This window comes from Mesorhizobium sp. CA15 (genome assembly GCF_020165215.1).
GTDB lineage: Bacteria > Pseudomonadota > Alphaproteobacteria > Rhizobiales > Rhizobiaceae > Mesorhizobium.
Map to the genome: position 1 here is coordinate 72,102 of NZ_JAIUHQ010000002.1, position 12,070 is coordinate 84,171.

Annotated in this window: 9 protein-coding genes; 4 read left to right on the forward strand and 5 right to left on the reverse strand. The window is 64.2% G+C overall.

All coding sequences use genetic code 11. From position 1 onward, the window contains the following. The first annotated feature begins 35 nt into the window (after positions 1-35). Entirely contained in the window at positions 36-1,148 is a 1,113-nt protein-coding gene (locus tag LB515_RS03865) for an NAD(P)/FAD-dependent oxidoreductase (RefSeq protein WP_224706804.1), read from the forward strand. 1 nt (position 1,149) lies between these two features. On the opposite strand, the gene fghA is transcribed toward LB515_RS03865, so the two are convergent. Next, positions 1,150-1,983, reverse strand: coding sequence for an S-formylglutathione hydrolase (gene fghA / locus LB515_RS03870; RefSeq protein WP_224706805.1), 834 nt, complete (start codon positions 1,981-1,983; stop codon positions 1,150-1,152). A gap of 275 nt (positions 1,984-2,258) precedes the next feature. Between fghA and LB515_RS03875 the strand changes: the two genes are divergently transcribed. Then, on the forward strand, positions 2,259-3,755 hold the full coding sequence (locus LB515_RS03875; RefSeq protein ID WP_224706806.1) for an aldehyde dehydrogenase family protein: 1,497 nt from the start codon (positions 2,259-2,261) through the stop codon (positions 3,753-3,755). A 35-nt stretch (positions 3,756-3,790) separates the two neighbouring features. Here LB515_RS03875 and LB515_RS03880 read toward each other — a convergent pair whose 3' ends face one another. The 4 genes from LB515_RS03880 to uxuA all read right to left on the reverse strand — a co-directional run bounded on the left by LB515_RS03880 (position 3,791) and on the right by uxuA (position 8,744). After that, entirely contained in the window at positions 3,791-4,852 is a 1,062-nt protein-coding gene (locus tag LB515_RS03880; RefSeq protein WP_224706807.1) for a maleylacetate reductase, read from the reverse strand. A 268-nt stretch (positions 4,853-5,120) separates the two neighbouring features. Further along, complete coding sequence (gene ftsZ / locus LB515_RS03885) at positions 5,121-6,113, reverse strand: cell division protein FtsZ (RefSeq protein ID WP_040996104.1); 993 nt, start codon at positions 6,111-6,113, stop codon at positions 5,121-5,123. 221 nt (positions 6,114-6,334) lie between these two features. Continuing rightward, positions 6,335-7,375 carry a proline racemase family protein gene (locus LB515_RS03890; protein WP_224706808.1) on the reverse strand — a complete coding sequence of 347 codons (1,041 nt, stop codon included), beginning with the start codon at positions 7,373-7,375 and terminating at the stop codon, positions 6,335-6,337. Between the two features lie 184 nt (positions 7,376-7,559). Next, positions 7,560-8,744 (reverse strand): mannonate dehydratase, encoded by a 1,185-nt coding sequence (gene uxuA, locus LB515_RS03895; protein WP_224706809.1) that lies wholly within the window; start codon positions 8,742-8,744, stop codon positions 7,560-7,562. A gap of 168 nt (positions 8,745-8,912) precedes the next feature. On the opposite strand from uxuA, the gene LB515_RS03900 reads away from it, so the two are divergent. Both LB515_RS03900 and LB515_RS03905 read left to right on the forward strand, forming a co-directional pair. Continuing rightward, a complete protein-coding gene (locus LB515_RS03900) occupies positions 8,913-9,698 on the forward strand; it encodes an SDR family NAD(P)-dependent oxidoreductase (RefSeq protein ID WP_224706810.1) in 786 nt (261 codons plus the stop codon). Positions 9,699-10,734: 1,036 nt separating this feature from the next. Continuing rightward, the gene (locus LB515_RS03905) at positions 10,735-12,066 is read left to right on the forward strand and encodes a UDP-glucose dehydrogenase family protein (protein WP_140839019.1); all 1,332 of its coding nucleotides are present in this window, start codon (positions 10,735-10,737) and stop codon (positions 12,064-12,066) included. Positions 12,067-12,070 lie beyond the last annotated feature (4 nt).

Here is a 12,070-nt window from a genome sequence, read left to right on the forward strand (position 1 = left end):
GCAATGATATAAGTGACGCGCAGCAGGATCAGGACGTGGAGCAGGTCGATTGCATCATCGCGGGCGCCGGCGTGATCGGTCTGGCGATTGCGCGCAAATTGGCGGCGCTTGGCCTCGAAACCCTGATCCTCGAAGCGGCGGACGCCATCGGCACCGAAACGAGTTCGCGCAACTCCGAAGTCATCCACGCCGGCATCTATTACCCGCAGGGTTCGCTGAAAGCCCGGCTCTGCGTCGCGGGACGCGATATGCTCTATCGCTACTGTGCCGGCCATTCGGTCCCTCATCGCCGCTGCGGCAAGCTGATTGTTGCGACCGACGAGACGCAGGAACCGGTGCTGGCCGCCATTCGCGCCAACGCCAACACCTGCGGTGTCGATGACCTGCGCTTCCTGACCGCTGAGGAGGCGCAAGCGCTGGAGCCGGCGCTGCGTTGCACCGCGGCGCTGCTCTCGCCCTCGACCGGCATTGTCGACAGTCACGGGCTGATGCTTGCCCTGCTCGGCGATGCCGAGGGGAGCGGCGCAATGCTCTCGCTCAACACCCGCATCGTCTCCGGCCGCGTCGAGCCCGGCCGCATCGTGCTGCGGACGATGGATTCCGCGAGCGGCGCAGAGTTCGAGGTCGCCGCACCGCGTCTCATCAACGCGGCCGGTCTCGGCGCGGTCGCGCTTGCCGGCTCGATCGAAGGCTTCGGCCGGCAATTCCTGCCGGCGCTTCGCTACGCCAAAGGCAATTATTTCTCGATCGCCGGGCGGGCGCCGTTTTCACATCTGGTCTATCCCGTGCCCGAGCCTGGCGGCCTCGGCGTCCATCTGACCCTCGACCTTGCCGGCATCGCCCGTTTTGGGCCTGACGTCGAGTGGACGGACACAATCGACTATCGCGTGGACCCGGCGCGCGGCGAGCGCTTCTATGCCCAAATCCGCAAATACTGGCCCGATCTGGCCGACGACAGCCTGCAGGCAGCCTATAGCGGCATCCGGCCGAAATTGTCAGGGCCGGGCGACGCCAACAGCGACTTCGTGATCCAGGATGCCGCAACGCATGGCATCGACGGCCTGGTCAACCTCTTCGGCATCGAAAGTCCCGGCCTGACCTCCAGCCTGGCGATCGCCGACCATGTGGCGCGCGTCGTCACGTCATAGATCACGCAAGCCGCGCGGCATGCCACTTCAGATGATCGTCCATGAAGGTCGAGATGAAGTTGTAGGAATGGTCGTAGCCTTCCTGCATGCGCAGGGTGAGGTCGATCCCTGCCTTCTTGCAGGACTCTTCGAGCAGCCATGGGCGCAGGCCATCCTGCAGGAAGCCGTCAGCGGTGCCCTGGTCGACGAGGAATTCCGGAAACCGCTTGCCGTCCTCGATCAGCAGTGTCGCATCATAGGCGTGCCAGGTCCTTTCGTCCGATCCGAGATATTTTTCGAAGGCCGGCCGCGACCACCCGGCCGTCGACGGCTGCACGATCGGCGCGAAGGCCGAGCAGCTCCGGTAGCGCTCGGGATTCTTGAGCGCGACCGTCAGCGCGCCATGTCCGCCCATCGAATGGCCGAAAATGGCCTGGCGTGACATGTCGACCGGGAAATTGGCGGCGACAAGCGCCGGCAATTCCTCGGCGATATAGGAATACATCCGGTAGTTCTTCGCATAGGGCTCTTGCGTCGCGTCGAGATAGAAGCCGGCGCCGCAGCCGAACTGCCAATTGTCCTTTTCGTCCGGAACGTCGGGTCCGCGCGGGCTGGTGTCGGGACACACGACGACCAGCCCGAGCTCGGACGCCATCCGCCGGTACTCGCCCTTGTCCATGACATTTGCGTGCGTGCAGGTGAGGCCCGACAGGTACCACAGGACCGGGAGCCGCCCGTCCTTGGCCTGCGGCGGCACGAATACCGCAAAGGTCATGTCGCAGGCGCAGACTTCGGAAGCGTGCGAATAGACGCCCTGGATTCCGCCATGCGATTTGGAGATGGAAACGACCTTCATCAGCCCTGCCTCTCGCGGGAAAATCTCAATCCGGCATAACCGCCGGCCGGAGCCTGCGCAACCGCACGCTTCGCAAAACGGTCAGGCGATGGAACAGCCCGGCGCTCGTTAGCCCCGCCGGAGCAACAGCGGCCTGTGCCGCCGCCCATCGATGCATCGCCGAGGGGAAGACGCGCGTTGCACGTCCGATTATCTGAACGCCCTTTTGGCTTTCCTTGTTTGAGGTCGTCGGCCGCGGGAGTAATAGTCGCGTCGGAATTCACGAGGAGGAGACAATGACGCTGAACTTCGACCCGAGGGCGAAGGCCGCCATGCTCTACCATGGCGAATTCCGGCCGATGTTCATCGGCGGCAAGTGGGTCGCGGCGCAATCCGGCCAGCAGATGCAGGCGCTGAACCCGGCGACGGGCGAAGTGCTGGCGACGGTGCCGCGCGGCGGAGCCGCCGATATCGACGCTGCGGTGGCCGCGGCACGCGCGGCCTTCGAGGGCCCCTGGTCGAAATTCTCGCCTTATGAGCGGCAATGCGTGCTTCTGCGGATCGCCGACCTGTTCGAGAAGCATTGGGAAGAGCTCAGCGTCTCCGACACGCTCGACATGGAGTTGCCGATCACCCGCACGCTGGCCAACCGGCGCCGGGTCATCGGCATGCTGCGCTTCTATGGCGGCATGGCGACCGCGCTGCATGGCGAGACAATCGACAATTCCATCCCCGGCGAGATCGTCACCTTCACCCGGCGCGAGCCGGTCGGCGTCGTCGGCGCGATCATTCCCTGGAATGCGCCCACTGCCGCCTCGATCTGGAAGATCGCGCCGGCTCTGGCAACCGGCTGCACCATCGTGCTGAAACCGTCGGAGGAGGCATCGCTGACGCCGCTCTTAATCGCGCGGCTGATGCAGGAGGCCGGCGTTCCAGACGGCGTCGTCAACATCGTCACCGGGACCGGCGCCGAGGCCGGCGCGCGCCTTGCCGAGCACCCGGATGTCAACAAGATCGTCTTCACCGGCTCGACGCTGACCGGCCAGGCGATCGCCCGCGCCGGCGTCGCCAACCTCAAGCGCATCTCGCTCGAGCTCGGCGGCAAGTCGCCGATCATCGTCTGCCGCGACGCCGATATCGATAAGGCCGTCCCGGTCGCGGCGATGGCGGTGTTTGTGCATTCGGGCCAGATCTGCATTGCCGGCTCGCGCCTGTTCGTGGCGCGCGAGATCCATGACGAGTTCGTGCGCCGGGTCGCCGAGTTCGCCGGCAAGCTTCGCATTGGCCACGGCATCGAGGCGGAGACGGAAATCGGGCCGCTGATCAATGCCAGGCAGGCCGGCAAGGTGGAGAGCTACATCAAGGCGGGCAGCGACGAAGGCGCCAAACTGGTCGCCGGCGGCTCGCGGCTGACGGGCGAGCTCTATGACGGCGGCAACTTCATCGCCCCGACCGTCTTCGGCGCGGTGTCGGACAAGATGACGATCGCGCGCGAAGAAATTTTCGGGCCGGTCATCTCCGCGATGCCCTTCGACACGCTGGATGAGGTTGTCGCGCGTGCCAACGCGACGCCTTACGGCCTCGCGGCCGGCATCTTCACCACCAATCTCGGCGCCGCGCACAAGCTCGCACGTCGCGTCAAGGCCGGCTCGGTCTGGGTCAACATGTATCACGCCATCGACCCGGCCGTGCCGTTCGGCGGCATGAAGATGTCCGGCTACGGCCGCGAAGGCGGCATCGAGCATCTGCACGAATACCTTGAGACGAAGGCGGTCTGGATCCAGACAGATTGATATTCAGGTGAAGCCGGCCCGCGACGCTCGGTTTCTTAGGCCTGCGGCGGCTCGCCGGCATAGGCGCGCGCGATGAGAGCCCGGATCGGTTCCCGCTTCAGCGCCCGCGGGTTCCAGTAAGGATTGGCCAGCGCACGATCCGTGGCGATGTCGATCCCGTCTGACGGCATGCCTATCTCGGATAGGGCGCGCCTGGCGCCGATCCGGCCGGCGAGATCGTAGAGAGCCGTGGCAGGATCATCCGCCTTCAGCACGGCCCGCAGGGTTTCCATGACGGCCGGAACCGCGGGTGCGTTATAGGCCAGCGCATGCGGCAGCACGATCGTATGGGTCTCCGCGTGCGGCAGATCGAAACTGCCGCCGAGCGTGTGGCAGAGCTTGTGGTGCAGCGCCATGCCGACCGAGCCGAGGCAGATGCCGCAGAGCCAGGCGCCGTAAAGCGCCTCGGAGCGAGCGTCGCGGTCATGCGGGCTCCCGGCGATGACCGGCAAGGCGCGCACCAACGCGCCGATGGCCTCCACGGCCATCAGATTTATCACCGGGTTGCTTTCCCTGGCATAGAGCGCCTCGACCGCATGGGCGATGGCGTTCATGCCGCTCGTTCCCGACAAGGAAGCAGGAAGCGTCATCGTCAGGTCGACGTCGTAGATCACCACTTCCGGCAGCACCTTCGGGCTCGACTGGGTGACCTTCACGCCATCCTTCGTCTCGCCGAGGATCGGCGTCATTTCCGAGCCGGCATAGGTCGTGGGCACCACGATCTGCGGCAGGTCTGTGCGCAAGGCGATCGCCTTGGCGAGGCCTGTCGTGGAGCCGCCGCCCACCGCAACCAGGCCGTCGGCCTGGAGTTCCTTCAAGACCAGCAGCGCGTCCTCGGTCACCGACACCGGCGTATGCATCGTCGCCTTGGCGTAGATCCCGGCAGCGGTGCCGCCCAGCGATCCGGCAAGACGCCGGGCATCAGCCTCGCGCGGCGGCGTTGCCAGCACGAGCACGCGTTTCAGCCCCAGCCGGTCGATCTCTTCCGGCAATCTTGCGATGGTGCCAGATCCGAAAACGACGCGTGCCGGCTGGCCGTTATAGACGAAGCTTTTCATCGAGCCTCTCCTCCGTCAGCCGCGATTGTCGACACGCAGCAGGAAGGGATTGATGCCGACGCTTTGCCAGACATTGGCGGCATTGAACGGATCGGTCAATTAGGGTCCAATATGGACAGATGCTTGCCGGATGCCGTCGTGACGGCTTGCGACGAAGAGGCGCGCTGACCGACAGCGTGCGGTCCGGAATTGTCCGCGGCCGGAAGCGTATATTGACCGATCGCGTCGTGCGATCGGGAACACGCGCAGCCGCGAGATCGCCGTGACGTCAGGCGATCCGCTGCTCGAACTGCGCGATGTCCGCGCTCTTGCGCAGACCCGTCGCGACGACGGACACGCGGAACTTTCCCGCCAGTGCCTGGTCGAAGATGGCGCCAACGATGATGTCGGCATCGGCGTCGACTTCTTCCCTTATCCGTGTCGCGGCTTCGTCGACCTCGAACAGCGTCATGTCCATGCCGCCGCAGATTGATACCAGCAGCCCCCTGGCGCCGGACATGGAGGCTTCGTCGAGCAGCGGATTGGCGATCGCCGCCTCGGCCGCGATCTTGGCGCGCCCCTCCCCGGAGGCCTCGCCGGTTCCCATCATCGCCCGGCCCATGTCGCGCATCACAGACTTCACGTCGGCGAAATCGAGATTGATCAGGCCTTCCTTGACGATCAGGTCCGTGATGCAGCCGACACCCGCGTAGAGAACGCGGTCCGCCATGGCGAAGGCGTCGGCGAATGTTGTCCTAGCGTCCGCGACCCTGAAGAGGTTCTGGTTTGGAATGACGATCACCGTGTCGGCGCTCTCGCGCAGCCGTTCTATGCCTTCCTCGGCCGCCTGGGTCCTGCGCTTGCCTTCGAACACGAAAGGCTTGGTGACGACGGCCACCGTCAAAATGCCGGCGTCGCGCGCAGCACGCGCGATCACGGGCGCGGCGCCTGTCCCCGTGCCGCCGCCCATGCCGGCGGTGATGAAGCACATATGCGTTCCCGCCAGGTGATCCATGATCTCGTCGATGGATTCCTCCGCGGCGGCGCTGCCGACCTGGGGCAGCGATCCGGCGCCGAGGCCCTCGGTCACATGCGCGCCCAGCTGGATCAGCCGCGACGACTTCGACATGGTAAGCGCCTGCGCGTCGGTGTTGGCGACGACGAACTCGACGCCCTGCAGCCCTTCGGCGATCATGTTGTTGACGGCGTTGCCGCCGGCGCCGCCGACCCCGACAACGGTGATCTTGGGCCTCATCTCCAGGATTTCCGGCTTGGCGGTCATGTTCTCATCTTTCTACCGTAGGTACTGCTGCTCCGCCGCACGATCGTGCGGAACCGGAACAACAAGCACACGAATCAGGCGATCCCCACCAACTGCAGGGAATCAGAGCAGGCGCCTCCCTGCAAGGTCCGCTGACATTCTGCAAGCGCAAACGCCCCAGCTAAGAGCCGGAAAGCGTCTGGACGCTCGCATGATTCGAGCCGGCGTCGTTGCAGCAAATTCTATTGCGTCACCGAAGTCGAGGTGCCCCAGGTGTCCGACAGCACGTAGCCTTGCGGGTACGGATCCGTCGGATCGAGATAATAATTGTGCTCTCCTGTGATCCAGGCTCTGCCGGTTATCTGCGGCACGATCGCCTTGCGCCCGGCGATTTCGGTGAGTTCGAGGATCTTGCCGGTGAAGCGCGAGCCGATGATCGATTCATGGATCAGCACCTCGCCTTCCTTCATCTGGCCCCGCGCCTGCAGCACCGCCATGCGGGCCGAGGTGCCGGTTCCCGTCGGGCTGCGGTCCGAGCGCCCAGGCGAGACGATGCAGGTGTTGCGCGTGACGTTGCCCGGCCCTTGGAACGGCATCGCGAATTGCACGATGGACACACCGCGCACATTGTCGAACTGCGGATGCACGACATCGAGCTGCTCGCGCGCCGCGCGGCGGACTTTCTCGCCGACCACGGCCAAGTCGCGGGCCTCGTCGGGCGTGACCGAGAAGCCGAGCGCGGGCGCATCGACAATCGCGTAGAACATGCCGCCATAGGCGATATCGGCCTTGATCGTGCCGAGCCCTTCCACCTCGATATCGGCATCGAGGCGCTCGGCGAAGGCAGGAGCATTGCGCAGCGTGATCGACAGACATTTGCCGTCGCTGCATTCGGCGCGCACCTCGATGACGCCGCCTGGCATATCGAGCTTGAACCGCGTCTCCGGCTCCTGCATCGGCACCATGCCGGTCTCGAGCAGCACGGTGGCGACGCAGATCGTGTTGGAGCCGGACATTGGCGGATATTCGGTTGGTTCCATGATGATGGCGCCTGCGGCGCAATCCTCGCGCGTCGAGGGCAACAGCAGATTGACATGACGGGCAACGCTGCCGCGCGGCTCGCAGATCAGCATGCGCCTTATATGATCGTGATCGCGTTCCATTGTGATCATCTTTTCCATCATCGTGCGGCCCGCGGGCGGCAGCACGCCGCCCACGATGACATCGCCGATCTCGCCCTCGGCATGGCAGCCGACGACGCGGATGCTGGTTCTGGTGCGCATTTCTTTTCTCCCCCGCGACTATCGCCTGTTTCATGTTCCGGCGGATCGGTGCCGCAACCCGACCTAACGCGCGCTTGAGCCTGCCTGCCGATGGCGGCCCGAAGGATACCCATCGCCCCTTGGCGGCGCCATTATGTTCTTGCGGATTTCAAGAGCCGGGCGCGAAGCCGAGCCCGTTTGGAAGTCAAGCCAGCCCGAACCGCTCGACGGCGCGCATGATGCCGCGCAGTTCGGCGAGGCCCTTGAGCCGGCCGATCAGCGAATAGCCCGGATTGATCCTTGTCTTGCCGATGTCGTCGGCGAGCAGATGCCCATGATCGGGCCGCATCGGAATGCGCCAGTCAGCGCGGCCTTCCTTGCGGCGACGCGCTTCTTCCTGCATCAGCGCGAGGATGACATGCGCCATGTCGGTGCCTCCCTCGAGGTGCTCGGCTTCATAAAAGGAGCCGTCGCCCTCGATGGTGACGTTGCGCAGATGGACGAAATGGATGCGCTCGGCGAACTCCTTGACCATGGCGACAATGTCGTTGTCGGCGCGCGTGCCGTAGGAGCCGGTGCAGAACGTCAACCCGTTGGCCGGGCTGTCGACGGTATCGAGGATGAAGCGCGCATCCTCGGCGGTCGAGACGATGCGCGGGAGGCCGTAGAGCGAGAATGGCGGATCGTCGGGATGGATGCACATGCGCACCCCTTCCTCCTCGGCCACCGGAATGATCTCGCGCAGGAACCAGGCCAGGTTCTCGCGCAATTCCTTCGGTCCGATTGCATCATAGTCAGCCAGGGCCTCGCGAAAGCTGTCGCGGTTATAGGCGCGCTCGGTGGCGGGCAGGCCGGCGATGAGATTGCGCTCGATCCTGTCGATCTTCTCGTCGCCGAGCTCCTTCAGCCGCGCTTCCGCCTCGGCGATGCGGGCAGGCGTGTAGCCGGCCTCGGCATTCCGGCGCTTCAGCACGAACAGATCGTAGGCCGCGAAATCGATCGCATTGAAGCGCAGCGCGTAACCCGTCGTCGGCAGGCGGTAGGCCAGATCCGTCCGCGTCCAGTCAACCACCGGCATGAAATTGTAGCAGATCGTCGCGATACCGGCCTTCGCCAGGGCGCGGATCGTGTCCTTGTAGAAATCGACATAGCGGAGCCGCTCCGGCGAACCGATCTTGATCGAGTTGTGGACCGGAATGCTCTCGACCACCGACCAGGTCAGCCCCGCCGCCTCGATGATGCGCTTGCGCTGGAGGATGTTTTCCAGCGGCCAGACACGCCCGTCATAGATGTCGTGCAGGGCCGAGACCACGCCTGTCGCACCCGCCTGCTTGACATGATCGAGTGTTACCGGATCGTCCGGGCCATACCAGCGCCAGCACTGTTCCATTGCCGCTTTCCTCCGCGAGGTGGGCAACTTATTGTTGGACGACAACGAGAGTCAAATAGGCCCGCGACAGGCTGGCTTACGCCTATCTGACGAGCCGCCATCTCGATTTCGCCCTGCGTTTCCTGCCGAAAGAACCGGCTTCCGAGACGTGACCAAAGGAGTTCAGCAATGAAGGATTTTGACGGCAAGGTCGCGCTGGTGACCGGAACGACCGGGATCGGTCTCGCAACTGCCAGGCGCCTCGCCGCCGGAGGCGCTGCGATCGTCGCCTGCGGCATCGACCGTTCGGCCAATGCCGCGATGCGAGCGGAGTTGGAAAGCTCCGGGGCCGGCGCGCTGGTCGTGGACACCGACGTCTCCGTGCCGGACCAGGTCCGCGGGGCCATCGCGGCCGGCGTCGAGCGTTTCGGCGGCCTCGACGTGATCGTCAATTCGGCGGCGGTCCATCCCTATGGAACCGCGACGACGACCGACTGGGAAACCTGGAACAAGGCGATGACGGTCAATGTCGGCTCGATCTATCTGACCGCCCATTTCGGCATTCCGGAAATGATCAAGCGCGGCGGCGGCGCCATCGTCAATGTCGCCTCGGTGCAGGGTTTCGCCTGCCAGCAGAACGTCGCCGCCTATGCCACCACCAAGGGCGCCATCCACACGCTGACGCGTTCGCTGGCGCTCGACTATGCGGCAGCCGGCATCCGGGTCAATTCGGTCAGCCCCGGCTCGATCCGCACGCCGATTCTTGAGAAGGCCGCGCGCGGCGACAACGGCAGCGATGCCGACGTCCAGGAAGCCTACAGGCGCTTCGGCGCGGCGCATCCGCTCGGCCGCATCGGCGAGCCCGAGGAAGTGGCGGAGCTGATTGCCTTTTTGTGCTCTTCCAAGGCCGGCTTTTGCACCGGCGCGGACTACAAGATAGATGGCGGCCTGACCGCCGGCATCGGCGTGAAGTGACCATGAAGATCGATCTTGGCCTTTACCGGGAGTCGCGCCAAAGAGGAGCGTTCCCGGCTCTATGCGCACGTCGCCGATCTAGTCGACGACCTTGCCACGCCGTGGCGCGTCAGCGTTGCTGTTGCTGCACCCCGACTGTCGGATCAGGCCACGAGTCGGCGCTGCCGACCGACGCCAACCGCCTTCACCCGCTGGCTCCGGCTGGCGGTGGTCCGTCTGTCAGATGCCTGTGGGTCTCGAAAATGCGTAACTTTTCAGGATATCCTAGCCGCAGCGTCGTGTTGCAGCGGGGGCATCTGAAAGTGGCAATGACCTTGAACCATGAGCCCTTGCGGATGATTGGATGCTCGCATCTTGGACAATCAAATCTGAGATATTCGTGATTTAAGCTCTCTGGGATCGGCAATCAAAACACCCCCGATTGATGCAGATCCCCCATCGCAGGTGATGGTGGGCATCCACGAACTGGCAATGAAGAGACTATGCTCGCCAGCACCCACCAATGGACTTCTCTGGAAGATGTTTCGTGGCCGGGACCTATGAGTTGCCGGGTAGGACGTTGGTCTCACGCAGGGTCCGACTGACGGACAAGCACAGCTGTTCGCGCAACAGCGCAGGCTCTCCCTCGTTGCCAAATCGCTTGCCGCACACATTGCCAGTTTGCGCATTCCTGGGCACCCAGTAGCGGCCCGTCGGCTTCGGTCACGGGCTCTTTGTTACGCCGAATTTTAATCATGGGAAGCATTGCCTCTCCTGATGGTGCAGCACTCCGAGCAGTAGAAGAGCTGCCCGACGTCCTTCGTTCAAAGGGCGTAACCATTAGCCAGAGTTGATATAGAGGCCGCCAGCCGACTTTTTTAAAGTCGGTTAGGCCCGGCGGTTCATCCCGATCCACCCCAAAACGGCGGACTGTCGGGCCGCTCTGGTCGGCAGCGTCTCAAGAGCGGATATGACGGGGAGTGTTGTCGAACAGCCCACCTTTTCGGCATATCCAGTTTACCGGCCCGCGGCCCGGCCTTTGACAGGATAGAACCAAATGAATTTGACGGTATTTGGGATTGGCTATGTCGGTCTCGTCCAGGCCGCTGTGCTGGCCGAGGTCGGCCATGAGGTGGTGTGCATCGATATCGACGAGAAGAAGGTGGAGCGGCTCAACCAGGGCTTGGTGCCGATTTTCGAGCCGGGCCTGGAGGCTCTCGTCAGGGAAAACCACGCGGCCGGCCGCATCCGCTTCACCACCGACGCGGCGGCGGCGGTCAGGCATGGCCAGATCCAGATGATCGCGGTCGGCACGCCGCCCGGCGAGGATGGCTCGGCCGACCTGAAATATGTGCTGGCCGTCGCCGAGACCATCGGCCGAGAGATGGACAGCGCCAAGATCGTCGTCGGCAAGTCGACCGTGCCGGTCGGCACTTGCGAGAAGGTGAAGGCCAGGATCGCCGAAACGCTGAAGAGGCGCGGCCGCGAGGATCTCGCCTTCGACGTCGCCTCGAACCCCGAATTCCTCAAGGAAGGCTCGGCGGTCGCCGATTGCATGAAGCCGGACCGCATCATCGTCGGCACCTCCAGCGAGGACACCGAGATGGTGATGCGCGAGCTCTACGCGCCGTTCAACCGCAACCACGAGAAGATGATCGTGATGGATGTGCGCAGCGCCGAATTCACCAAATATGCCGCCAACTGCATGCTGGCGACCAAGATCAGCTTCATGAACGAGATGGCCAATCTCGCTGAGCAGCTGGGCGCCGACATCGAGGAGGTGCGCAAGGGCATCGGCTCGGATCCGCGCATCGGCTACCACTTCATCTATCCCGGCCTCGGCTATGGCGGCTCGTGCTTCCCGAAGGATGTGCGCGCGCTGATCAAGACCGCCGAGGGCGTCAAGTTCGACGCCAAGCTGCTGCGCGCCGTCGAGGAGCGCAACAATGCGCAGAAGTCGGTCCTGTTCGACAAGGTCAACCACTATTTCAAGGGCGCGCTCAGGGGCAAGACCTTTGCCGTCTGGGGGCTGGCCTTCAAGCCCAACACCGACGACATGCGCGAGGCGCCGGCGCGCACGCTGATGGAGGCGTTGTGGGCGGCCGGCGCCAAGGTGCAGGCCTACGATCCCGAGGCGATGCAGGAGTGCCAGGCGATCTACGGCCTGCGCGACGATCTGCTTTTGTGCGGCACCAAGGAAGCGGCACTGCGCGGCGCCGACGCGCTTTTGATCTGCACCGAATGGAAGAGCTTCCGCGCGCCGTCCTTCGACGCGCTCAAGGATGCGCTGACCACGCCGGTCATCTTCGACGGCCGCAATCTCTACGATCCCAAGGTGATCGCGCGCTACGGCATCGAATATTTCTCGATCGGCAGGATGGCGGCATGAGGGC

Excerpts from the sequence above, each read along its gene's own strand:
- fghA (WP_224706805.1), bottom strand. The coding sequence starts at position 1,983 with ATGAAGGTCGTTTCCATCTCCAAATCGCATGGCGGAATCCAGGGCGTC.
- LB515_RS03875 (WP_224706806.1), top strand. The coding sequence starts at position 2,259 with ATGACGCTGAACTTCGACCCGAGGGCGAAGGCCGCCATGCTCTACCAT.
- LB515_RS03880 (WP_224706807.1), bottom strand. The coding sequence starts at position 4,852 with ATGAAAAGCTTCGTCTATAACGGCCAGCCGGCACGCGTCGTTTTCGGA.
- ftsZ (WP_040996104.1), bottom strand. The coding sequence starts at position 6,113 with ATGACCGCCAAGCCGGAAATCCTGGAGATGAGGCCCAAGATCACCGTT.
- LB515_RS03890 (WP_224706808.1), bottom strand. The coding sequence starts at position 7,375 with ATGCGCACCAGAACCAGCATCCGCGTCGTCGGCTGCCATGCCGAGGGC.
- uxuA (WP_224706809.1), bottom strand. The coding sequence starts at position 8,744 with ATGGAACAGTGCTGGCGCTGGTATGGCCCGGACGATCCGGTAACACTC.
- LB515_RS03900 (WP_224706810.1), top strand. The coding sequence starts at position 8,913 with ATGAAGGATTTTGACGGCAAGGTCGCGCTGGTGACCGGAACGACCGGG.
- LB515_RS03905 (WP_140839019.1), top strand. The coding sequence starts at position 10,735 with ATGAATTTGACGGTATTTGGGATTGGCTATGTCGGTCTCGTCCAGGCC.